The sequence below is a fragment of the Lysobacter niastensis genome, from assembly GCF_031457115.1.
Lineage (GTDB): Bacteria > Pseudomonadota > Gammaproteobacteria > Xanthomonadales > Xanthomonadaceae > Lysobacter_J > Lysobacter_J niastensis_A.
In genome coordinates this window covers 1-22129 of the sequence record NZ_JAVDVY010000004.1, presented here as the reverse complement: position 1 = coordinate 22129, position 22129 = coordinate 1, and the positions used below count along the sequence as shown (strand labels likewise).

At 67.6% G+C, this 22129-nt stretch carries 19 protein-coding genes; 11 read left to right on the top strand and 8 right to left on the bottom strand.

What is annotated here, in order from left to right:
- Window positions 1-40 precede the first annotated feature (40 nt).
- Window positions 41-1933 carry a S8 family peptidase gene (locus J2X06_RS17030; protein WP_310064526.1) on the top strand — a complete coding sequence of 631 codons (1893 nt, stop codon included), beginning with the start codon at window positions 41-43 and terminating at the stop codon, window positions 1931-1933.
- A 436-nt stretch (window positions 1934-2369) separates the two neighbouring features.
- On the opposite strand, the gene J2X06_RS17025 is transcribed toward J2X06_RS17030, so the two are convergent.
- Both J2X06_RS17025 and rnd read right to left on the bottom strand, forming a co-directional pair.
- Window positions 2370-2741 carry an MmcQ/YjbR family DNA-binding protein gene (locus tag J2X06_RS17025; RefSeq protein WP_310064524.1) on the bottom strand — a complete coding sequence of 124 codons (372 nt, stop codon included), beginning with the start codon at window positions 2739-2741 and terminating at the stop codon, window positions 2370-2372.
- 17 nt (window positions 2742-2758) lie between these two features.
- On the bottom strand, window positions 2759-3865 hold the full coding sequence (gene rnd / locus J2X06_RS17020; RefSeq protein ID WP_310064522.1) for a ribonuclease D: 1107 nt from the start codon (window positions 3863-3865) through the stop codon (window positions 2759-2761).
- A gap of 171 nt (window positions 3866-4036) precedes the next feature.
- Here rnd and J2X06_RS17015 point away from each other — a divergent pair, with 171 nt between their 5' ends.
- Together J2X06_RS17015 and J2X06_RS17010 are read left to right on the top strand one after the other, a co-directional pair.
- Window positions 4037-5845: an SUMF1/EgtB/PvdO family nonheme iron enzyme gene (locus J2X06_RS17015; protein ID WP_430539625.1), complete on the top strand. Its 1809-nt coding sequence runs from the start codon at window positions 4037-4039 to the stop codon at window positions 5843-5845.
- A gap of 15 nt (window positions 5846-5860) precedes the next feature.
- Window positions 5861-6793 carry a M48 family metallopeptidase gene (locus J2X06_RS17010; protein WP_310064518.1) on the top strand — a complete coding sequence of 311 codons (933 nt, stop codon included), beginning with the start codon at window positions 5861-5863 and terminating at the stop codon, window positions 6791-6793.
- A gap of 73 nt (window positions 6794-6866) precedes the next feature.
- Here the strand turns inward: J2X06_RS17010 and phbB (J2X06_RS17005) are convergent, their stop codons facing one another.
- The 4 genes from phbB (J2X06_RS17005) to gluQRS all read right to left on the bottom strand — a co-directional run bounded on the left by phbB (J2X06_RS17005) (window position 6867) and on the right by gluQRS (window position 10086).
- Window positions 6867-7607 (bottom strand): acetoacetyl-CoA reductase, encoded by a 741-nt coding sequence (phbB, locus tag J2X06_RS17005; RefSeq protein WP_310064516.1) that lies wholly within the window; start codon window positions 7605-7607, stop codon window positions 6867-6869.
- A gap of 37 nt (window positions 7608-7644) precedes the next feature.
- Window positions 7645-8130, bottom strand: a complete 486-nt coding sequence (gene phaR, locus J2X06_RS17000) for a polyhydroxyalkanoate synthesis repressor PhaR (protein ID WP_310064514.1) — start codon at window positions 8128-8130, stop codon at window positions 7645-7647.
- Window positions 8131-8330: 200 nt separating this feature from the next.
- Window positions 8331-9071 (bottom strand): acetoacetyl-CoA reductase, encoded by a 741-nt coding sequence (gene phbB / locus J2X06_RS16995; RefSeq protein ID WP_310064512.1) that lies wholly within the window; start codon window positions 9069-9071, stop codon window positions 8331-8333.
- 91 nt (window positions 9072-9162) lie between these two features.
- On the bottom strand, window positions 9163-10086 hold the full coding sequence (gluQRS, locus tag J2X06_RS16990) for a tRNA glutamyl-Q(34) synthetase GluQRS (protein WP_310064510.1): 924 nt from the start codon (window positions 10084-10086) through the stop codon (window positions 9163-9165).
- Between the two features lie 119 nt (window positions 10087-10205).
- Here gluQRS and htpX point away from each other — a divergent pair, with 119 nt between their 5' ends.
- Entirely contained in the window at window positions 10206-11102 is an 897-nt protein-coding gene (htpX, locus tag J2X06_RS16985) for a protease HtpX (protein WP_310064508.1), read from the top strand.
- Window positions 11103-11171: 69 nt separating this feature from the next.
- Here the strand turns inward: htpX and J2X06_RS16980 are convergent, their stop codons facing one another.
- Window positions 11172-13253: an EAL domain-containing response regulator gene (locus tag J2X06_RS16980; RefSeq protein WP_310064506.1), complete on the bottom strand. Its 2082-nt coding sequence runs from the start codon at window positions 13251-13253 to the stop codon at window positions 11172-11174.
- Window positions 13254-13327: 74 nt separating this feature from the next.
- Entirely contained in the window at window positions 13328-14371 is a 1044-nt protein-coding gene (epmB, locus tag J2X06_RS16975) for an EF-P beta-lysylation protein EpmB (RefSeq protein WP_310064504.1), read from the bottom strand.
- A gap of 120 nt (window positions 14372-14491) precedes the next feature.
- Here epmB and efp point away from each other — a divergent pair, with 120 nt between their 5' ends.
- From efp to J2X06_RS16940, 7 genes are all read left to right on the top strand, one after another.
- A complete protein-coding gene (gene efp / locus J2X06_RS16970) occupies window positions 14492-15058 on the top strand; it encodes an elongation factor P (RefSeq protein WP_310064502.1) in 567 nt (188 codons plus the stop codon).
- A gap of 303 nt (window positions 15059-15361) precedes the next feature.
- Window positions 15362-16705, top strand: a complete 1344-nt coding sequence (locus J2X06_RS16965) for a TRZ/ATZ family hydrolase (protein ID WP_310064500.1) — start codon at window positions 15362-15364, stop codon at window positions 16703-16705.
- Window positions 16706-16866: 161 nt separating this feature from the next.
- On the top strand, window positions 16867-17598 hold the full coding sequence (gene ubiG, locus J2X06_RS16960) for a bifunctional 2-polyprenyl-6-hydroxyphenol methylase/3-demethylubiquinol 3-O-methyltransferase UbiG (RefSeq protein WP_310064497.1): 732 nt from the start codon (window positions 16867-16869) through the stop codon (window positions 17596-17598).
- Window positions 17599-17662: 64 nt separating this feature from the next.
- Window positions 17663-18340, top strand: a complete 678-nt coding sequence (locus J2X06_RS16955) for a phosphoglycolate phosphatase (protein ID WP_310064495.1) — start codon at window positions 17663-17665, stop codon at window positions 18338-18340.
- Between the two features lie 17 nt (window positions 18341-18357).
- A complete protein-coding gene (locus J2X06_RS16950) occupies window positions 18358-19065 on the top strand; it encodes a phytoene/squalene synthase family protein (RefSeq protein WP_310064493.1) in 708 nt (235 codons plus the stop codon).
- Between the two features lie 121 nt (window positions 19066-19186).
- Window positions 19187-20119, top strand: a complete 933-nt coding sequence (folE2, locus tag J2X06_RS16945; RefSeq protein WP_310064491.1) for a GTP cyclohydrolase FolE2 — start codon at window positions 19187-19189, stop codon at window positions 20117-20119.
- Window positions 20120-20257: 138 nt separating this feature from the next.
- Window positions 20258-21871, top strand: a complete 1614-nt coding sequence (locus tag J2X06_RS16940; RefSeq protein ID WP_310064489.1) for a diguanylate cyclase — start codon at window positions 20258-20260, stop codon at window positions 21869-21871.
- Window positions 21872-22129 lie beyond the last annotated feature (258 nt).

The following is a 22129-nucleotide window of genomic DNA, read 5'->3' as shown; positions in this document are numbered from 1 at the left end:
CGCCGCGCCTGCGTGGCGGCGCCTCAAATCGGGACTACTCATGAAGCTCATCCAACACATGGCCCTGCTGGGGCTGATCGGCGGCGTGGCCGCCACGACCGACGCGGCCGAAGTCAGCCAGGCCGTGAAATCGAGCACCAAGGCGGCGCCGCGCAGCGTGATGCGCTACACGCCGGACCGCGCGCCGGTGCAGAACCGTTTCAACCGTTTCATCGTCAAGTACCGCACCGCCAACGGCGCGCGCCGGACCACCGCGGCGATGGAACAGCTGGCTAACGCGGCGGCGAAGGGCGCAGGCCTGGTGCAGGTTGCGGCCACCGCGCGCAGCGCGGCCAAACCGCTGCAGATGCGGCACGTGCGCCGCATGGCGGCAGGCGGCGAAGTGCTGAGCAGTTCGCGTCCGCTCGATGCCGCGGAAACGAGCGCGCTGCTGGCGCGCCTGCGCCAGGATCCTGACGTGGTCTACGCGCAGCCGGACTACTTCAAGTACAGGCAGGACGTCATCCCGAACGATCCGCGCTTCGCCGATCTGCAATGGGACTACACCGATCCCGTCGCCGGCCTCGGTGCACCCGCGGCATGGGAAGGCTCGACGGGTACCGGCGTGGTCGTCGCGGTGATCGACACCGGTTATGTCGATCATCGCGATCTCGCCGCGAACATGGTTCCCGGATACGACTTCATCAGCTGGTACGGCCAGACCGAGGACGGCCAGCTCTATCCCGACGTGGCCGCCGACGGTGATGGCCGCGACGCCGATGCGCACGATCCGGGCGACTTCCTCGACGGCAGCGAAGCGTTCTGCAATGGCATGGTGTCGGACAGCTCCTGGCACGGCACGCACGTGGCCGGCACCGTCGCCGCGGTGACCAATAACGCCATCGGCGTCGCCGGCGTCGCCTATGGCGCGAAGGTCCAGCCGGTGCGCGTACTGGGCAAGTGCGGCGGCCTGACCTCGGACATCGCCGATGGCCTGACCTGGGCTTCGGGTGGAAGCGTGCCTGGCGTGCCGGCCAATCCGACGCCGGCCGAAGTGGTCAACATGAGCCTGGGCGGCGGTTACCGCTGCGAGGAAGATCCGGCCACGCAGGACGCCATCAACGGCGCGCTGTCACGCGGCACGACGGTGGTCGTGGCAGCCGGCAACAACAACATGAATGCCGAGAACTTCTCCCCGGCGGGCTGCTCCGGCGTGATCACGGTCGGCGCTACCGGCATCGACGGCGGTCGTTCCTACTTCTCCAACTACGGCCCGGCGGTGACGCTGTCGGCTCCCGGCGGCAATGCCACCTCCGGCAGCGACGGCGACACCGCCTGGATCTGGTCGCTGGGCAACAGCAGCCGCACCACGCCGGTGGCGTCGCCGGCGGGCGACGTGCTGCGCGGGATGATCGGCACCTCGATGGCGTCACCGCACGTGGCGGGCGTCGTCGCGCTGATGCAGAGCGCTTCGGTCGCTGCCGGTCACGCGCCGCTGACGCCGGCGCTGGTCAAGGCGGTGCTGCGCGCGAAGACCAAGCCGTTCGCGATCGTGCCGCCGGTTTCGCAGCAGGTCGGCACGGGCATCGTCGATGCGCCGGCCGCGGTTGCGGTCGCCATCGCCGGTGTGCGCGAGGAGGACCTGGCAACGCCGTTGATCAACCGTGCGCCGCTGCCCTCCCAAGGTGTCGCGGCAGGCGAGAGCGCGCTTTACAGGTTCACCGTTCCGGCCGGCGTGCGCAGCCTCAATCTGCGCAGTTACGGCGGTACCGGCGATGTGTCCCTGTACGTGGCGCGCAACGTCCTGCCGACCACGACGAGCTACCTGATGTCGTCGGCGCGACTGGGCAACGCCGAGGCGATGGTGCTGAGCAATCCGGCCGCTGGTACCTACTACCTGCGCATGGTCGGCGTGGCGGCGGCGAGCAACGTGACGGTGCTGGCTTCGTACTGACCGCAGCGGGGCACGCGGTCCGGATCTTTTCCGGACCGCGTGCACTCGCGCCTTTTCCTTTGGACCTCGTCACGTCCGGGTTTCGACCCCTCGAGGTCCAGGCGTCGATCTCCCGAGGTCCAACGGCCGGGCTTTGGGCTCCGTGCTTCGACCTGTGGTGGTCCAACGATGAAGCGTCGAGGTCCGGGCTTTGAGCTCCGGAGGATCAAGCGTCGACCTCCGATGGTTCGAGCGTCGACCTCCGGTGGTTCGAGCGTCGACCTCAGAGGTTCAACGGCCGGGCTGCGGAGGTCCAACGATGGAGCTTCGAGCCCGGGGCTTCGGCCCGTGGAGGCACAACGGTCGAGCTCCAGAGGTCCAACGATGGACCCCTGAGGCTCGGGAGTGCAAAGACAACGCACTGGATCCCCGCTTTCGCGGCGGGCCAAGGCCCGCGCTACGAATCGAGGCTCTTGACCAGCTTCTTCGGCGCCTGCGCGCGATAGCTCTCGTCGATCCAGGCCTTGAACAATTCCAGCGGCGGCTCGTCGCCGGCTTCGAACGTGGCGGTGACCCAGCCGCTCTTGCCCAGGCCGTAGCCGGTGGGCTTGGCGAACGGCAGCCACAGCGCCTCGGCGTGCGATTGCGGCAGCTTGCAGCTGATGCTGAAGGGTTCGCCTTCGATGCTCAGGTAGGCAAAGGTCTTGTCCTTCACCGCGAGGTCCAGGTGCCCGGGCCAGGGGCTCTTGGTGTGCGCGCCCGGATAGGCGAGGCCGAACTCGCGCAGGGCCTTGAGCACGTCGTCGGTCGAGGTCTTCTTGCGGGGCATGGTCGTGTCCGGACGAGTCAGTCCTGCGCGCCGAGCAGCGGCATCAGATCCGCTTCCAGCGCAGTGCGTCGCCAACCGGTCAGAGCGTCGGGCCAGGTGCCCTGGTCGATCAGCGCTTCCAGCCAGCGCCGCGACGCGAGTACGCCGTCGGGCAGGCCGAGTGCGGCGCTGCGGGCGGCCACGGCGTCCTGCAACCGGCGCAGCTGCTGCTTGTCGCGGGTTTCGGCCACGGTGGAATCGGGCGCCTGGTCCTCATCGGCCAGCGGCGTGTTTAGCACGCGCCAGATCGTGTCGCCGAGCTTGCGCGGGGCCTTGGGGTGCGCATCGAGCTGGTCCTGCAGTGCCTGCCGGTCGGCCGGAGGCTTGCGGGCGAGCGCGACGGCGAGTTCGTTGTCCAGCACCCAGTTGCGCGGGCGGTCGTTGTCGCGAGCGTATGTGTCGCGCCAGCGCAACAGGCGCACCAGGCGGCGCTGCGACTCGCGATCGAGGAACTGCGCGCTGCGCAGTGACAGGTGCGGCCAGCGCTCGGGCGCCTCGTTCTCGGCATTGAGCAGGGTGCGGGTGGCGTCTTCCGCCAGCCAGGCGCGGCGGTCGAGCTTGTCGAGCATGCCGTCGAGGATGTCGTGCATCTCGAACAGATGGCGCACGTCGTCGGCGGCGTATTCGAGCTGCGACGGCGAGAGCGGACGACGCAGCCAGTCCGAGCGCGTTTCGCCCTTTTCCAGCGCGACGCCGGTGAGTTGCTCCACCAGCTTCTGGTAGCCCAGTCCACCGCCGACGCCGGCCAGCGCCGCGGCCTGCTGCGTGTCGAACAGCGGCCTGGGGACGACGCCGCAGGTGTGGCGGAACGCGACCAGGTCCTCGCTGGGGCTGTGCATGATCTTCAGGATCGACGGATCGCTCAACACCGGCACCAGCGCCTGCGCCATGCCGGGAGCGAGCGGGTCGATCAGCAGGATGGTCTCGCCCTTGCCGTCGTGGCCGTTCTCGATCGCGATCTGCACCAGGGCCAGTTGCGGCCAGAAGGTGCGTTCGCGGACGAACTCGGTATCCAGGCCGATGCGCGCGGGGCGACGATCGAGGTGGGCGTGCAGCGCGGCGGGGGTGTTGATCCAGATGGACACGATAGAAGGCGGGTCGGGCGGGCGAGGTTGCCGGGGCGGGCGACAATAGCCTACTTTCGGCGGGCCCGGTTCGGGCCGTCGGTTCAGATTGGCAGTTCAGGTCGCAGGTCAGGAGGGCGATTGCGCGTACATGTCGTTGCCGGGTGGTCGAGCGCGGCTCTGGCGGGAGTGATGCTGGCGGGGATACTCGCAGGTTGCTCGCGGGACCAGGCCGGGAAGGATGCGCGTACCGAAAGCGTGCCGGCGAGAACGCCGATCGTGACCGTCAGCGCCGACCAGGCGGTATCGCCTGTGCCGCCCTGGCAGGCCCCGGTCATCGTCGTCACCGACGACAATGCCGCGAAACTGCGCAAGCAGGCGGCCTCCGCGCTGGATGAGGACCGCTTGTTCGGCGATGCCGAAGCGGCCATTCCGTTGTACCTGGCCCTGCGTGCGCATGCGCCGGAAGACGCGGCGATCCGGCGCGGCCTGCAACGCGCCGTGGTGGCGCTGGTGAAACAGGGCGATGCGGAACTGGCCGGCATCGACGATGACCCGCTGTCGCTGCGTCGTGCGCATGAGGTCGCGGCTGTCGCGCGCGTGGCGGCGCCGGGAGACGAACAGGTGGCGGTGTTCCTGGAACGGCTGGACCGTGCCGACGAAGCGCAGGAAGCCAACCGGCTCGGCGAGGACGAGCTCAATGCCGATCGCCTCGGCGAGAACGGCAACGGCGGTGCCATGGCGCACTTTCGCGAGGCATTGCGGCTGCGCCCGCGCGACGTCCGCGCGATGCAGGGGATGGCAGCCGCGGAAAGCACGCTGATCCGCCGCGCCGAACTGTCCGCCGCGGCCGACGACTATGCCACCGCCGCGCGCTGGCTCGACCAGGCCGGCAAGGTCCGGCCCGGCTTCGCCGCGGTGGACGACGCACGCGGCCGCATCGCCATGCAGCGCATGGTGCGCGTCGGCCGCCTGCGCGACATGGGCCTGGCGGCCCTGTCGCGCGAGGATGGAATCAACGAGGCGCGCTCGCACCTGGCGACGTTGTTGCGCATTGCGCCCAGCGCCGATCCGGCGGCGGCGGAATTGCGCCAGCGCATCGACCTGGCCACGCATTACGGCCTGTTCCGTCCGGGGCAAGTGTTCACCGATGCGATCCGCAATGGCGGCCGTGGCCCGCAGATGGCGGTGATTCCGCACGGCGCGTTCCGGATGGGCGCGGGCGAGGGCGAGCCGGGCGAGGACAGCGAGCGTCCCGCGCGCAATATCCGTTTCGAGCGCGGTCTTGCGGTGTCCCGCTTCGAGATCACCGTCGGCGAATTCCGCCGCTTCGTACTCGCCAGCGGCCACCGGTCGCGATCGACGCGGCGCGGCTATTCGACCGCCTACGACGAGCGCAGCGGCAACTTCGTGCGTAGCGGCAACGTCGACTGGCAGTCCGACTACGCCGGCAACCGCGCTACCGACTCGATGCCGGTAGTGCATGTCAGCGCCAAGGACGCCACGGCCTACGCGCAATGGCTGTCGGAACAAACCGGTCAGCGCTACCGGCTGCTTAGCGAGGCCGAATTCGAGTACGCGCTGCGCGCCGGCGGACGGGGGCTTTATCCGTGGGGCGGTGGCATGCCGCCGGACGACACGGGAAATTTCACCGGTGCATTGGATAAATCGCCCAGCGGGCGGCGCTGGAGCAATGCCTTCACCGGCTACGGCGATGGCTCCTGGGGGCCCGCGCCGGTCGGGCGCTACGCGGCCAATGCATTCGGCCTTCACGACATGGACGGCAATGTCAGCGAGTGGGTCGCCGATTGCTGGCACGATACCTATCGGCGTGCCCCACGCGGCGGCGAAGCCTGGGTCAATCCCGGTTGCCGCGCGCGCGTGGTGCGCGGCGGTTCATGGGCCAGTTCGCCTGAACAGACCCGTTCGTCGTGGCGCATGAGCGGCGAGGCCAATTCCACCACCGCGCGCACCGGTTTCCGCGTGGCGCGCGATATCTGACGAAGGAGTGCGCAGATGAGGGTCGATCCCATGGGAAGCAGCTACGGCCAGCAAGGCAGGCCGCGTCGCGGCTTCGGCGGCATCCGCTGGTGGATTTTGATCCTGTTTGCCGGATACGCGGCCTGGCAGTGGTTCGGCAGCGCCAAGGTCGATCCCTATACGGGCGAGAAAGCGCATTACGGCGCGACCGCCGAGGAAGAAGTGCAGCTTGGCGCCCAGGCATTCCAGCAAGTGGTCGGCGAAGCCAACGCCCAGGGTGCGTTGCTGCCTCCCGATGCCCAGGTAAGCCGGCAGATCCGCGAAATCGCGCAGCGGCTGGTGGCGCGGGTGCCGCAGGTGACGGCCGATCTCGCCGCGCAGTACGGCCAGCAGGCGCCGACCGATCACCAGAGCTTCCAGTGGGACGTGGCGGTGATCCAGTCCGACCAGGCCAATGCGTTCTGCCTGCCCGGCGGAAAGATGGCGGTCTACACCGGCCTGCTTCCGATCGCGCAGAACCAGGACGGGATGGCGGTGGTGATGGGGCATGAGATCGCGCATGCCTTGCTGCGCCACGGTTCGCAGCGCATGGCCCAGCAGAAGCTCGTGCAGATGGGGCAGATGGCCGCCGGTGTCGCGCTGGGCGGCATGGACCCGCAACAGCAACAGGCGGTCATGGCCGCGCTGGGTGCGGGGGCGCAGTACGGCCTGATCCTGCCATACGGACGCAACCACGAGAGCCAGGCAGACCAGGTCGGGCTGATGCTCGCCGCGGCCGCCTGCTTCAATCCTCACGAAGCGATCCCGTTGTGGGAACGCATGTCGCAACTGGAAGGCGGCGAGCGCCCGCCGGAGTTCGCCTCCACGCACCCGGACCCCGCGAACCGCATCGCGCACCTGCAATCGATGATGCCGCAGGCGGAGCAGTACTACGCCAAGTACTGCCAGGGAAAGGCGCCGCTGCGCTGAGCGCGTGGCATGCAAACAAAAAGCCGGCCCAGGCCGGCTTTTTTGTATCCCGCGGGTTTGAATACGCGAGCGATCAGAAGCTCATGAACAACCCGCCGTTGACCGGCAGGTTGATGCCGGTGATGAAGGCGGCATCGTCCGCGGCCAGGAACTCGACCACACGCGCGATCTCCTCTGGCTTGCCGAGCCGTCCCACCGGCACGCTTTCGACGACCCTGCTGCGGACGTCCTCGCTCAGCGCCATCACCATCGCCGTCTCGCAATAACCCGGCGACACCGTGTTGACGGTGATGCCATGCCGGGCGACCTCGCGCGCCAGCGCCATCGTGAACCCGTGCATGCCCGCCTTGGCGGCGGAGTAATTGGTCTGTCCGAACTGCCCGGTCTGCCCGTTGACCGAACTGATGTTGACGATGCGCCCGAACCCGCGCCGGATCATGCCGTCGACCGCGGGCCGGCACAGGTTGAACACGCCGTCGAGGTTGACCGACATCACCTCGTCCCACTGGCGCTGTTCCATGTTGCGCAGGCGCGTGTCGCGGGTGATGCCGGCGGCGTTGACGAGCACGTCGATCGCGCCATGGTCGTCTTCCATCTGACGGACCAGGTCCGCACAGGCCGCGGAGTCGGTGATGTCGAGCGGGCTCAATTGGATGTCGTGGCCCTGCGTCGCCTGGGCGAATGCGGCGACGCGGGCGGGGTCGTGGTCGAGGTCGGCCGCGATCACGCGGCGGCCGTTACGGGCGAGGGACAGGCAAATCGCGGTGCCAAGACCGCCGATGCCGCCGCTGACGACAGCGATGCGGGGATTCATGTCAGAGGGTTGTCGTTCCAGGACGCGGGGAAGCGCGTCAGCGCTTGTTGCCGGTCTTCTTGTTGTCCGCGCTGGGGCTTTGGCCGATGTTCCCCGAGAGATTGCGCTGGAACTCGTTCCACAGCTGCAGGTTGCGCTCGGTGAGCTGGTTCATCATCGCCCACGGGGTCTGCCCGATCACGCCGCCCATCTGGTTGCGGAACTGCTGTTGCTGGTCGAGGAAGACCTGCATCGAGCGCTCCAGGTAGTTGCCCATGAAGCCCTGCAGCGAGTCGCCGTAGAAACGGATGATCTGGCTGAGCAGTTGCGTCGACAGCACCGGTTCGCCGTCCTGCTCGTGCTCGGCGATGATCTGCAGCAGCACCTGGCGGGTGAGGTCATCGCCCGTGCGCGCGTCGCGCACCTCGAACTCCTCGCCATCGACGATCAGCTGGCGCACGTCTTCGATGGTGATGTAGCTCGAGATTTCGGTGTCATACAGACGCCGGTTCGGGTACTTCTTGATGACGCGAATCGAGGTCATCGAGCTTTGGCTCTAAATCGTGGTGCTTCGCAGCATGGCGCAGGGCGAAGGGCCTTGCAACTGGTCCCAAGGCCATCGTTCAAAATGCGAGGCTTCCGCCCCCGTGGCCAGGGGGCGATTCGTGCCGCAAGCGCAAATGACAGCGCATGGCGGGGCCAAAGTTGCCGGCAATGTCGGGGTTCCGGGCGCAGCTTGGGCCTTCACCACCCCATGTGGTGTCCGCCGTTGATATCCAGGTTGGAACCGGTGATCCAGGCCGCTTCCTCGGCGACCAGGAACGAAACCGCATAGGCGATTTCCTCCGGCGCGCCGAGACGGCCGGTCGGGATGTCGGCGACGATCTTGGCGCGCACTTCCTCGGGCACGGCCATCACCATGTCGGTGGCGACATAGCCGGGCGAGACGGTGTTGACGGTGACGCCGAAGCGCGCGTTTTCCCTGGCCAGCGAGATGGTGAAGCCGTGCATGCCGGCTTTCGCGGCGGCGTAGTTGGCCTGGCCGTACTGGCCCTTGAGACCATTGATCGAACTGATCTGCACGATCCTGCCCCAACGGCGCTCACGCATGCCCTCGATCACCGGGCGGGTGACGTTGAAGCAGGAATTGAGGTTGGTGGCGATGACATCGTTCCACTGCATCACGTCCATCTTGTGGAAGGTCGAGTCGCGGGTGATGCCGGCGTTGTTGATCAGGATGTCGATCGGCCCCAATTGGCGCTCCACTTCGCGCACCATGTCGGCGGAGCCGTCGGCCGAGGTCACGTCGCCGTGGGCGATGGCGACCTCCAGGCCCTGTTCGCGCATCAGCGACTGCCAGGCCCTGGCCTTGGCTTCGTCGCGAAAGTTGGTGGCGACGCGGTGGCCCGACTGGGCCAGGCGGCGAACGATGGAGCTTCCGATACCACCGGTGCCGCCGGTGACCAGTGCCACGCGAGACTGCATAGTCTTCTCCCGATCGCGGCACGAGGGCCGCGGTTGTGCGTTGAGCCGCTTGTGGGGTCGATCCTAGGGACTCGAACCCGCGCAGTCGAGTCTAGTCTGCGATTGTTACTTCCGTGGACGCAGTGTCGTCCAGGCGCGCCCGGCGGGCGGGGATGGCTTGCGCCACGAAAGCAGCCTGCGCCTGCGCGAGCAGCGCCGGCACATTGCCAGCGCCGACCAGTGCGTCCGGTGTCTGGCCCAGCCAGCGCCAGGCCGCGCGCAACGCCGGCAGCGGATCGAGAGGATCGACCGGTAGCGCGGCGTCCGACTTGGACAGCTTGCGTCCGTCCCGGCCCAGTACCAGCGGCAGGTGCGCGTAGCGCGGCGAGGGCAGGCCGAGCGCGCGCTGCAGCAGGATCTGCCGGGGCGTCGAGTCGAGCAGGTCGGCGCCGCGCACCACGTCGGTGATGCCCTGTTCGGCATCGTCGACCACCACCGCAAGCTGATAGGCCCAATAGCCATCGGCGCGCTTGAGCACGAAGTCGCCGACCTCGTGCGCCACGTCCTGCGATTGCTGGCCATGAATCAGATCGTCGAAGGCCACCACGCCGTCATCGGGCACGCGCAGCCGGATGGCGGGCTCCACGCGCTGGTTGCGCGTGAGGCAGGCACGATGGATGCCACCACTGGCGGCCAGCGCCGACCGGCTGCAATGACACTCGAATGCCAGGCCCTGAGCCAGCAGGCGCTCGATGGCGGCCTGATAGCGTTCGCCGCGTGCGCTCTGGTAGACGACAGGTTCATCGCTGTGCAGTCCGAACGCGGCCAGCGTGGCCAGTTGCCGTTCCGCCGCGCCAGGAACCTCGCGAGGCGGGTCCAGATCCTCCACGCGCACCAGCCAGGTGCCTTCAGCCTCCCGTGCCAGCAGCCAGCTGCCGAACGCGGCCAGCAACGAGCCGAAATGCAGGTCGCCGGTGGGCGAGGGGGCGAAGCGGCCGCGGTAGGCGGTGGCGGGCGGTATGGGATTTGCGGGCACTGCGGACTCGGCGTGCAAAGCGGCGCGCGGTGGTTTCAAGGGATCATTTCACTTGAATTCAACGTCAGCCTGCCACATTTTCATTGTCAGACGCGCATGGGGCGCGAAAGGTTTCCATCATGTTCAAGCGTATCGCCCTGTTCCTGGCCACCAATCTCGCGGTGCTGGCATTGCTCAGCATCGTGATGGCGGTGTTCGGCATCAACCCGCAGAGCCAGGCCGGCCTGCTGGTCATGGCCACCATCTTCGGTTTCGGCGGCTCGTTCATCTCGCTGCTGACATCCAAGTGGATCGCCAAGCGCAGCACCGGCGCCCACGTGATCGAGCAGCCGCGCAACGAGTCCGAGCAGTGGCTGGTCAATACCGTGCGCCGCCAGGCCGAGTCGGCCGGCATCAAGATGCCGGAAGTGGCCATCTACGACGGCCCGGAGATCAATGCCTTCGCCACCGGCCCGACGCGCAACAACTCGCTGGTCGCCGTGTCGACCGGCCTGCTGCGGGCGATGAACCGCGACGAGGCCGAGGCGGTGCTGGGCCATGAAGTCAGCCACGTCGCCAACGGCGACATGGTGACGATGGCGCTGATCCAGGGCGTGCTGAACACGTTCGTGATCGTGCTCGCGCGCGTGGTGGGACGCGTCATCGACAGCTATCTGAGCGGCAACCGCGAGGGCGGGACGGGCATCGGCTACTACGTAATCGTGTTCGTGCTGGACATGGTGTTCGGCCTGTTCGCCAGCATGATCGCGATGTGGTTCTCGCGTTACCGCGAGTTCCGCGCCGACGCCGGCGGTGCGCGCCTGGCCGGCCGCGACAAGATGATCGCGGCACTGGAGCGCCTGTCGCAGACGTACGGCGAGAGCACGCTGCCCAAGACCGTGCAGGCCTTCGGCATCAGCGGTGCGGTCGGCCACGGCCTGCGCAAGCTGCTGATGAGCCATCCGCCGCTGGAGGAGCGCATCCAGACGCTGCGCAATGCACCGGTCGAGCAGGTACGCGGCACCGTGGTGGGCTGAGAGGCCAAACACCCTCGGCAAGAAAAAAGCCCGCCGGAAGGCGGGCTTTTTTGTGGGACCCGGAAGTCCTTACTCGAACTCGTAGTCCATGTCGGGACTGGCGGCGGCCAGGAAGTGGCCCTGTGCGTAGTCGATGCCGGCACTGAACAGGATGGTCATGCTGCCGGCGTCCTGCACGAACTCGGCGATCGTCTGCTTGCCCAGTTCGTGCGCCTTGTCGGCGATCTCACGGATGCGCTGCTGGTGGTCGGGGCTGGTCGGCAGGTCCTGCATGAAGCCGCGATCGATCTTGAGCAGGGCCGCATCGAAGTGGCTGAGCAACTGGAACGAGTTGAGGCCGGCGCCGAACTGTTCCAGCCCAACCCGGATGCCGAACTTGGCCACCCCGGTCTGGAACTCCTGCGCCGCGCGCAGGTTGGTGAACACCTTGGCTTCCGGCAACTGCAGCACCAGCAGGCTGCCGTCGGTGCCGTGCTTGGCCAGCTTCTCCTCGATGTGGCGCAGCAGGCTGTCGTCCTGCAGCGAAGCCTGGGTGATCTTCACCAGCATGGTGGTGCGCTTGCCGCTGCGCTGGCGGTCGCCGATGACCTGGATCGCCTTGCCCACCACCCAGCGGTCGATCTCCCACAGCAGGCCGTGCTCCTCGGCGATCTGAAGGAAGGTTAGCGGTTGCACCAATTCGCCCGGCTCGTCGCCCTGCATGCGCAGGTAGGCCTCGTACATCTCGCCGGGTGCGCCGTGCAGGCTGATCAGCGGCTGGAAATTCATCAGGAAGCGGTCGCCGTCCAGCGCATCGCGGATGCGCGCGACCCAGGCCTCGATGCGCGCTTCCTCGGCGCGGTCCACCGCGCCCGGATCGAACAATTCGACGCGGTTGCCGCCGACACCGATCGTCGACTGCACGCCCTGACTGGCCTTGGCAAGCACCGCGGTGACGCTGGCGATCTTCTCGCCGATCTGCACGCCGCCGATGCTGACGGTAGCAGTGAGCGAGCGGTTGCCGATTTCCAGCACTTCGTCGGAGAAGGCGCTGCGTAGTTTCTCGGCCAAGGCCGTGGTGCCGACGTGGTCGCTGTTGCGGCTGAGCACCGCGAACTGATGTTCGGAGAAGCGTGCGGCAACGTCGTCCGGTCCCAGCGTTGAGCGCAGGCGCGCGGCGAAGCCGGAGATCAATTCGTCCGCGGCATCCAGACCGATGTCCTGCATCAGGCGGGTGTAGTGGTCGGGTTCGACCAGCAGCAGTGCGTGATGGCTGGCGTTCTGCGCCGCGTCGGCCACGGTGTCTTCCAGCGCGCGGAGGAAAGTGGCGCGGTTGAGCAGGCCGGTGACCTGGTCGCGCTGGCGCAGTTCCTCGACCTCGCGGGCGAGTTCCGGGTCCAGCTCCTGGCGGCGCAGGACCACCTGCAGGCAGTTCTCGCCCTCGTAGCTGGCCGCGGTGAATTCCATCACGGCCGGAAACAGGCTGCCGTCCAGCGCACGCGCCTGGGTGTCGTACCGCGGCGGCGGTGGCTCGCCCTTGGACAACTGCTTGAGCAGCTGCTTGAAGTTGGAGACGTGTTGCGGCGCGATCAGGTCGAGCAGGGACATCCCCTCGATGTCCTCGAACAACTCGAAGCCGAAGATCTCCAGGTAGGCGGGGTTGGCCCGGATGTGCATGCCTTCGTGGATGTAGGCGATGGGATCGCGCGAGGAGTCGATCAGCGCGTCGCAACGGCGTTCGGTCTCGCGGACCTGGGCCTCGAGCCGGCGCAGCGCGCGGCGGGCTTCCAGGTCGGACCATTCGGCGCGGACCGTGCTTTGGACATGGTCCATGTGCTCGCGCAGCACCACGCCGCGGGCACCCAGCTGCATCGCCTGCAACAGGCGGCTGTCGTCGAGCTGGTTGATGAGCACCAGCACAGGCAGGTCCTTGCCGGTCGCGTCGACGACCTGCATCACCTTTTCCAGTGGCACGGTGTGCGCAGAGCGCGCGGCCAGCACCAAGTCGGGCGGCTGCTGCGCGATCAGCGCCCTCAGGTCGTCCTCGCTCTCGGGCCGCGAAGGCCGCACCGCAATGCCGCTGTTGCGCAGTCCGCTGACGATGGCCTCGGCCGCCTCGACGCTGTCGTCGACGATCACCAGGCGCAGCGCCGTGTCTTTGCCGAATTGCATTCGTTACCCCTCCCTGGCGTGTTTATGACACGAAGGACACACTCCCGTCCACGCAACGCGGCATGAAGTGGGAGCTACAACGGTCGTTTGCCCGGATCGCCTGCTACTTCACGCACCAGCCGCGGAACGAGGTAGCCCGACAGTCGTGCGGCCAGGGCGCGGTGCAACGCGCGGGCCTGCTCGTCGGGTACCTCGAAATGTGCGGCACCCTGCACGCGATCGAGCTGGTGCAGGTAGTAAGGCAGCACGCCTGCGCGGTACCCGCGCTCGCTCAAGTCGGCGAGGGCGTCCACGTTGTCGTTCACGCCCCGCAGCAGTACCGCCTGATTGAGCAAAGTAAAGCCGGGCAAATTCGCGCCGGCCTGGCGAAGGCGGCCTAGCGCGGCATCGACCGAGGGATCGAACTCGTTGGCATGGTTGGCATGCAGGACTACGGTCAATGGCCAGGGCAGGCGGGCGACCCATTCCAACAACGCGGCATCCACGCGTTCGGGCAGCACCACCGGCAGGCGCGTGTGCACACGCAGGCGCCGCAGATGGGGCACCGTCGCCAGGGCGTCGGTCAGTTCGGCCAGCTTGGCGGTCGCCAGCGACCACGGGTCGCCGCCGGAGAGGATCACCTCGTCGATGCTGTCGTCGGCGCGGATGAGCTCGATGGCCTCGCGCCAGCCGCCCGCAGCCGCGGTCTCGTCGGCATAGGGGAAGTGGCGGCGGAAGCAGTAGCGGCAGTTCACCGCGCAACTTCCGGTGGCGACCAGCAGCGCGCGCCCCCGGTATTTGCGGATGACGCCGTTCCCGGCCTTGGCCGCGCCATCGCCGACCGCATCCAGGCCAAAGCCCGGCATCGGCGTCATTTCCGCGTCCAGCGGCAGCACCTGGCGGAGCAGGGGATCATCCGGATCGCCCCGCCGCATGCGGGCGATGAAGCCGCGCGGTACCCGCAGCGGGAACTGGGCGGCCGCCTCATCGGACAGGGTCAGTGCTGCCGGGTCCAGTCCGAGCAGGTCCAGTAACTCGCGCGGGTCGCGCACGGCCTCGCGCCAGAGCTGTTGCCAGCGCGGGGCAGGGGGCGCCTGCAAAGGGGCGTGCTGCATGGGGATGGGGGCTGCAGGTATCATGGCGGATCGGTTTTCCTTGCGCCGTGGCCTGCGGGCCCGGCACAACAGCCCGCCATTCTAGCCTTCGCCGCCGACGCGGCGTGGCGCCACGACACCTATTCACCTAGCAGGAGTTCCACCATGGCCAGCCTGGGCATGAACGACGTCAAGACCGGACAGAAGATCCTGGTCAACAACGACCCGTGCATCATCACCGAGACCGAGTACGTCAAGCCGGGCAAGGGCCAGGCCTTCACCCGCATCAAGTACCGCAGTATCAAGTCGGGCCGCGTGGTCGAAATGACCATGAAGGCCACCGACAACGTCGAACAGGCCGACGTCGTCGATACCGACATGCAGTTCCTGTACGCGGACGGCGAATACTGGCACTTCATGAACCAGGAGTCCTTCGAGCAGGTCCAGGCGGACAAGGCCGGCATGGGCGGCGCCGAGAAGTGGCTCAAGGGCGAGGAAGAGTGCGTGGTCACGCTGTGGAACGGCACCCCGATCGCGGTCCAGCCGCCGAACTTCGTCGAACTGAAGATCGTCGAGACCGACCCGGGCGTGCGCGGCGACACCTCCGGCGGCGGCGGCAAGCCGGCCACGCTGGAAACCGGCGCGGTGGTCCGTGTGCCGCTGTTCGTCGCCCAGGATGAACTCATCAAGGTCGACACCCGCTCGGGCGAGTACGTCAGTCGCGTGAAGTGACGCATTGGCCCGCCCGCGCGTTGCGCGGGCGGCTTTGCCAATGTGTCATCCCCGCGAAAGCGGGGATCCATTTTGCTGTTGCCTTTGCTGCGCTCTAACCCAGTCAGCTACGCCTGGAGCCGAAAGGCAAAGTCAAAATGGATTCCGGCTTTCGCCGGAATGACGGTCGGGGACCTGGCCCAGGCATCGGCTTATACCTTGCAGGAATGTCAGGCCGAGTCCCTCCGCTTTCGCGGGAATGAAAGACGCAAGTCCGAAAATCAAAATGGATCCCGCCTTCCCGGGATGACGGACCAGAAACGAATGACGACCGACACCCCCCCGCAAGCCTGCGACCTGTTGATCGAAGCCGGCTGGGTGGTCCCGGTCGAACCGCACGGTGTGGTCCTGGAGGATCACGCCGTGGCCATACGCGACGGCGTCATCGTCGCGCTGCTGCCGACGCGGGAAGCGCGCGCCCGCTTCCTGGCCGCCGAGACCGTGTCGCGTCCGGACGCCGCACTGATCCCGGGCCTGGTCAACGCCCACACCCATAACCCGATGACGCTGCTGCGCGGCATCGCCGACGACCTGCCGCTGATGGAATGGCTGCAGGGCCACATCTGGCCGGTCGAAGGGGCGGTGATCGGGCCGGATTTCGTCGCCGATGGGATCGCGCTGTCCATTGCCGAGATGCTGCGCGGCGGGACCACGTGCGCCAACGAGAACTATTTCTTCCCCGACGTGCAGGCCGCGGTCTACAAGCGCCACGGCTTCCGTGCACGCGTCGGCCTGCCGGTGATCGACTTCCCGACCGCATGGGCCAGTTCGTCGGACGAGTACTTCGACCGTGCCGGCGAAGTCCACGACCAGTGGCGCGACGACCCGCTGATCGCCACCGCGTTCGCCCCGCATGCGCCGTACACCGTGTCGGATGCGAACTTCGAGCGCATCCGCATGCTCGCCGATCAGCTCGACCTGCCGGTGCACCTGCACACGCACGAGACCGCGCACGAGGTCACCGAGTCGCACGACAAGCTCGGCCAGCGCCCGCTGGCGCGACTGGACCGGTTGGGCCTGGTCAACGACCGCCTGATCGCGGTGCACATGACGCAGCTCAACCATGCCGAGATCGAGTTGTGTGCGCAGCGTGGCGTCAGCGTTGTGCATTGTCCGGAATCCAACCTCAAGCTGGCCTCGGGTTTCTGTCCGGTGGGCAAGCTGCGCAAGGCTGGTGTCAACGTCGCCATCGGCACCGACGGCTGCGCCAGCAACAACGACCTGGACATGTTCGGCGAGACCCGCACCGCCGCGCTGTTGGCCAAGGCGGTGGCGCAGGATGCGTCGGCGCTCGATGCCGCCAGCGCGCTGCACGCGGCCACGCTCGGTGGAGCACGCGCGCTGGGCTTCGAGACGAAGATCGGTTCGATCGAGTCGGGCAAACAGGCGGACCTGGTCTGCGTCGACCTGGGTCAACTCGAAACCCAGCCGTTGCACCACGTCATTTCGCAGCTGATCTACGCTACCGGCAGGCACCAGGTGAGCGATGTCTGGATCGCCGGTCGGCCGAAGCTGCGGGATCGCGTGCTGGTCGACATGGATAGCGATGCGCTGATCGTCAACGCGCGCCAGTGGCGCGCACGCATCGCGGCGATCCGGATTTCGTGATCGGGATTTCGTGATCATTCCACGCTGTTGTCACGCCATCGTCACCTGGCTTTCGCTGGGCTGCTGCCGTTGACATCCAAAGCCAGACGTCCGGATTCAGGCAAAAGCAACCGCAAAATGGATCCCGGTTTTCGCCGGGATGACGATTCGAGAGTGTGCAGATGACCGACAGGAACATGTCCACCAACGACAACTTCAGCCAAGCCGAGCTCGACAAGTTCGGCGCGCTCGCCCAACGCTGGTGGGATCCGGAGGGACCGCAGAAGGCGTTGCACGCGCTCAATCCTGCGCGGCTGGGCTACGTAGCCGCCCGCACGCCGCTGAAGGGCGCGCGCGTGCTCGATGTCGGTTGCGGCGCCGGACTGCTCAGCGAGGCCATGGCGGGCGAGGGCGCGCAGGTCACCGCGCTGGACCTGGCCCCGGAATTGGTCAAGGTCGCCCGGCTGCATGGACTGGAGTCCGGCGTGAAGGTCGACTACCGGCTGCAGTCGGTGGAATCGCTGGCGGTCGAAATGCCGGGCCGGTTCGACGCCATCACCTGCATGGAGATGCTGGAGCACGTGCCCGATCCGGGCGCGATCATCCGTGCCTGTGCGACGCTGCTCAAGCCCGGTGGCCGCCTGTTCCTGTCCACGCTCAACCGCACGCCGGCCGCGTTCGCGCTGGCCATCGTCGGCGCCGAGTACGTCGCGCGCATCCTGCCCAAGGGCACGCACCAGTACCGCGACTTCATCAAGCCGTCGGAAATGGGCGCATGGCTGCGCGCGGCCGGGCTGCAGCTGGAGGACGTCAGCGGACTGATGTACGAGCCGTGGCGCAACAATGCACGGATCGTCAGCCGCACCGACGTGAACTACCTGGCCTGCGCGGTGAAGGCCGGTAACGCGGAATAGGTGGCGGCCCCGCCGATTCCAGCCAACCCGCGACGCGAAACCCCCACCCCTTGGCAGCCCCCCAATGCCCGCGACCCCATTCCCCAAGGCCGTCCTGTTCGATCTCGACGGTACCCTGCTCGACAGCGCGCCCGACATGCTCGCCGCGGTCAATGCGATGCGTGCGATGCGGCAATTGCCCGGCATTCCGCTGGAAGCGCTGCGTCCGCACGTATCCAAAGGAGCGAGGGCAATGGTGGCTGCTGCCTTCCCGCACATCGATGCAGCAACGCGTGAGGAATGGATTCCCGAATTCCTCGACCATTACCAGCGCGAACTCGGCCGCCACGGCGCGCCATTCGATGGCATCGAGGTGATGCTGGCGGCAATCGAGGACGCCGGCAGTGTCTGGGGCATCGTCACCAACAAGCCCGAGTACCTGGCCAAACAACTGATTCCGTTGCTAGGCTGGGAGCAGCGCTGCGCGGTCCTCATCGGCGGCGACACGCTGGCCCGTCGCAAGCCCGACCCCTTGCCGCTGACGGTGGCCGCGCAGCGCATTGGCGTTGCCCCGGAGCAGTGCATCTACGTCGGCGATGACGAGCGCGACATCCTGGCCGCACGCGCGGCCGGCATGCCGTCGGTGGTGGCGCTGTGGGGCTATCGCCTGTCCGAGGACGATCCGTTCGCGTGGCAGGGCGATGTGATGGTGGATGAACCCGCAGTGCTGGCGGCCGCCGAGGCGTGGCCGGCCACGCCATGAGCGTGGTGGGATCGGACATGCCCGGACACGAGCGCGACGACGCGTTGCACAGCTTTACGGACAAATGGCGCGCGCGCTGGCCCGAATGGGCGGTGGCGCAGGTGTTCGTGCCGGCGACGCAGCGTCCCATCGCATTGGCATGGGCATCGTTGCTGCAGGAACTCACCGATGCCGCCTGGGGCGGCAGCGACGCGCGACCGGGCGAGGCCAAGCTGGCCTGGTGGGGCGAGGAACTGCAGGGGTGGGCGCAAGGCCGCCGGCGGCACCCACTCGGCACGAACCTGCAACGCCAGCCGGCGCCGTGGGCGCAACTGGCCTCGGCCTTGCCCTCCCTGCGCGACAGCCGCGAACGTCCGCGCGATAGCGAGGAGGCGGTGGCCGCGCTGCAGCCGTTTGCGCGCGCGGCGGCCGCGACCGAGGCGGTGCTGTTCGAGGGGCCCTTCGATGCGGCCATTCCGGCGGTCACCGCAAGCCTCCTGCATGCGCGGCTGGCCCATATGGGCGAGCCGGCGGTACCGCTGGGCCTGCTGGCCGTGGCCGGCGAGAGCGGCCCCCTGAGCGCCTGGGGACGCGAACTGTTGGCCCAGTGGCCTGTAACCGCGGGCGCGCGGCCGCGCCGGGTCTGGTCGGCGCTGGCCCGCCAACGCCTGGCCAGGGGCGATGCGGCCCTGCCTCTGCCGCCGTGGGCCACGCTGCTGGCCGCCTGGCGGGGCGCGCGGAGCTGACCAGGCGCCGATTCAAGGAAGGCATCCCGAAACTGATTGTTTCAACGCCGCAGGCGGCCCCTGAAGGGTTGGCCGCTACAATGGCCGTCCGTTTCGTCCCCCCGCCGAACCCGGAAACACCGTGAGCACCACCTCCAGCACCCCGCGTCGTCTTCCCGATGTCGCCTTCGATGCCGCCGCCGCTGCGCGTCCGCTCGACTGGGTCGGCATGTCCAACGTCGCCCTGCCGCTGCGCGTGGCCACGGGCGAGGGCGAGGCCATTACGGTGGCCGCTTCGGTCGACGTGTCCGTCGATCTGAAGGACGCCGACGCCCGCGGCATCCATATGTCGCGCATGTACTTGCAACTGCAGAGCGCGTTCGCCAGCGAGACGGTGACTCCAGCCGGATTGCGCCGCGTCCTGCAGACCCTGATCGAAAACCAGGGCGGCATCTCCAGCGCGGCGCGCCTGGTGCTGCGCTACGAGCAACTGCTGCTGCGTCCGGCGCTGGCCAGCGACAACGCTGGCTGGAAGCGCTACCCGGTCGAGATCGACGCCAGCCTGCGCGACGGTCACCTGCACCTGGCGCTGCGGTTCGCGGTCGAATATTCCAGCACCTGTCCCGCCTCGGCGGCCTTGTCGCGACAGCTCAATGCCGAGCGCTTCGCCGAGGACTTCGCTGCGGCGCGGCCCTTGTCGACTGCCGTGGTTGGCGAATGGCTGGCATCCGAACGTGGCCTGGCCGCGACCCCGCATGCCCAGCGCAGCCGCGCCGACATCCGCGTCGAACTGCGCCCGGCTTTCGACGAGCTGCCGCTGGCCGCGCTGATCGACGCGATCGAACAGGGCCTGGGCACGCCGGTGCAGACCGCGGTCAAGCGCGAGGACGAGCAGGCCTTCGCTCGGCTCAATGCCGAAAACCTGATGTTCTGCGAGGATGCCGCGCGCCGTGTCGCGGCCGTGCTGGCCTCGGATCCGCGCATCGAGCGCTTCGACGCCGAAGTGGCCCACTTCGAGAGCCTGCACGCCCATGACGCGGTCGCCCGCGTCACCGGGTCCGGCGCCCGCGAGTAAAACCCCGCGACCAACCCTTCGCGGTGGCCGATGCGCCGCCGGCCCATCCTCGGCTATGCTCCGGGTCACTGCGCAGTGCCGGAACGGGTCGGGGGAACCTTGCGACGGACGGGGCGGGCCATTTTCTTGTTGCTCGGGATGCTGTTGGCGGCCTCGGTGCCGGCGCAGGATTTCCGCGTGGCCAGGCTGGACTCCGATCCAGTGCCGGCCGAAGTGATGGCCGGTGCCCACGATGCCGAATTCGCTGAAGTCGAAGGCCAGGCCATCTTTGAGACCCGCCGGGAACCGCGCTGGTGGCGGTTGACGACCACCCGCCCCATCGATGCGGCTGACACACCGCTATTGGTCATGCGGTCGCCCTACCTCAACCAGGTTGAGGTCTGGCTGCCAGGCGAGGCCATGCCGGTCCAGCGTTCGATTTATGGCCAGTTCGCGGACTACGAGTACTCCACCCGCGCGCTGGTGACGCCGCTGCCCAAGGGGCTGGCGAGCGGGGAATCCCTGTACGTGCGTGTTCTCGCCCCGACCAGCCAGCCGATGCCACTGAGCATCGAGTCCATGTCCGTCGTGCATCGTGGCGACCTGATGCACGTGGCGCTGCGCTCAGCCGTGCTGGCGACCATGGTCGTGCTGGCGATACTGGCATTGGGTTTCCGCGTTGGCGTCGGTGAGTCGAGCTACGCCTATCTGCTGTTGACCTTGATGGCGCAGATCGGATACCTGTCCATGACGGGCGGTGAAATGCGCCTGGCGCCCACACTGGCCGGCCTGATCGGCAGCGATCCGCGAGTGGTGCACCTGTTGGGGCTGATCGCGGTGCTGGCCAGCAGCCATTTCCTGGCCTTCTATCTGAACCTCGGCGAGCGGCAGCCGCGGCTGATGCGGGTCGTGGAGGGTTGCAGCGGTGCCCTGTGCGTGCTGTTGCTGCTGTCGCTGGCGACCGGCGCCGAGATCGTGGTCAACATCGCGAACCTGGTGCTGCTGATGCTCACCGGTACGCTGTTCGTGGCCAGCATCGTGGGCTGCGTGGAACGCCTGCGTGCGGCGTACTTCGTCCTGCTTTCATGGCTGCCGTTGTTCGTATTGACTGCATGGCGGATCGGCGAACTGCAGGAGTGGTGGCCCGCTTCGGGCTGGATGCTGTACGCCTTTCCGGCCGGTTTCGCCGTGGCCGGGCTGGTGCTGATGGTCGGTTTGGCCGACAAGATGCACCAGTTGCGTCGCGACCGCGACCGCGCCAGCCAGATGGCAACTTACGACAAGCTCACCGGCGCACTGTCGCGCAGGGCGATCGAGGAGCGGTTGCGCGCCGCCATCGAGGAGGCACGGGCGCGGCGCACGCGGCTTTCGATCGTGTTCTTCGACATCGACCGATTCAAGCAGATCAACGACGAGCACGGTCACCGCATCGGCGATGAATTCCTGCGCATCATCGTCCTGCGCGCGCGCAACCGACTGCGCGTGTACGACGCCTGCGGCCGGTATGGCGGCGACGAAATCCTGGTGATCCTGCCCGACACGGAGTTGCGCGAAGCGATGGGCGTGGCCGAAAACCTGCGTGGCGCGATCAATGGGCGCCCGCTGTCGATAGATGGGCGGCTGTTCGAGGCAAGCGTGAGCCTGGGTGTCGCCGAGCTGCACCAGGACGACGAGATGGCGCAGCTGATCGAACGCGCGGACAAGGCGCTCTACGCCAGCAAGGCGGCCGGGCGCAACCGTGTCAGCAATGGCCATGCCATCACTACCGCCTGAGCGGTGACCGCGCCACTTGGCCCCCGGGCCAGCCGAGATGACGAACGCGCCGCCGCGCGTGGGAAGGACGAACCTTGGGGAAAGAATTACTGGCCGCGCTCGAGCACCAGCAAGGGATCGATGCGCACGTCGAACCGCGCCGCCTGGTAACACGGCTGGCAGTGATGACGAACGCGCCGCCGCGCGTGGGAAGGACGAACCTTGGGGAAAGAATTACTGGCCGCGCTCGAGCACCAGCAAGGGATCGATGCGCACGTC

Excerpts from the sequence above, each read along its gene's own strand:
- J2X06_RS17030 (WP_310064526.1), top strand. The coding sequence starts at position 41 with ATGAAGCTCATCCAACACATGGCCCTGCTGGGGCTGATCGGCGGCGTG.
- J2X06_RS17025 (WP_310064524.1), bottom strand. The coding sequence starts at position 2,741 with ATGCCCCGCAAGAAGACCTCGACCGACGACGTGCTCAAGGCCCTGCGC.
- J2X06_RS17015 (WP_430539625.1), top strand. The coding sequence starts at position 4,037 with ATGCTGGCGGGGATACTCGCAGGTTGCTCGCGGGACCAGGCCGGGAAG.
- J2X06_RS17010 (WP_310064518.1), top strand. The coding sequence starts at position 5,861 with ATGAGGGTCGATCCCATGGGAAGCAGCTACGGCCAGCAAGGCAGGCCG.
- phbB (WP_310064516.1), bottom strand. The coding sequence starts at position 7,607 with ATGAATCCCCGCATCGCTGTCGTCAGCGGCGGCATCGGCGGTCTTGGC.
- phaR (WP_310064514.1), bottom strand. The coding sequence starts at position 8,130 with ATGACCTCGATTCGCGTCATCAAGAAGTACCCGAACCGGCGTCTGTAT.
- phbB (WP_310064512.1), bottom strand. The coding sequence starts at position 9,071 with ATGCAGTCTCGCGTGGCACTGGTCACCGGCGGCACCGGTGGTATCGGA.
- htpX (WP_310064508.1), top strand. The coding sequence starts at position 10,206 with ATGTTCAAGCGTATCGCCCTGTTCCTGGCCACCAATCTCGCGGTGCTG.
- J2X06_RS16980 (WP_310064506.1), bottom strand. The coding sequence starts at position 13,253 with ATGCAATTCGGCAAAGACACGGCGCTGCGCCTGGTGATCGTCGACGAC.
- epmB (WP_310064504.1), bottom strand. The coding sequence starts at position 14,371 with ATGATACCTGCAGCCCCCATCCCCATGCAGCACGCCCCTTTGCAGGCG.
- efp (WP_310064502.1), top strand. The coding sequence starts at position 14,492 with ATGGCCAGCCTGGGCATGAACGACGTCAAGACCGGACAGAAGATCCTG.
- J2X06_RS16965 (WP_310064500.1), top strand. The coding sequence starts at position 15,362 with ATGACGACCGACACCCCCCCGCAAGCCTGCGACCTGTTGATCGAAGCC.
- ubiG (WP_310064497.1), top strand. The coding sequence starts at position 16,867 with ATGACCGACAGGAACATGTCCACCAACGACAACTTCAGCCAAGCCGAG.
- J2X06_RS16955 (WP_310064495.1), top strand. The coding sequence starts at position 17,663 with ATGCCCGCGACCCCATTCCCCAAGGCCGTCCTGTTCGATCTCGACGGT.
- J2X06_RS16950 (WP_310064493.1), top strand. The coding sequence starts at position 18,358 with ATGCCCGGACACGAGCGCGACGACGCGTTGCACAGCTTTACGGACAAA.
- J2X06_RS16940 (WP_310064489.1), top strand. The coding sequence starts at position 20,258 with ATGCTGTTGGCGGCCTCGGTGCCGGCGCAGGATTTCCGCGTGGCCAGG.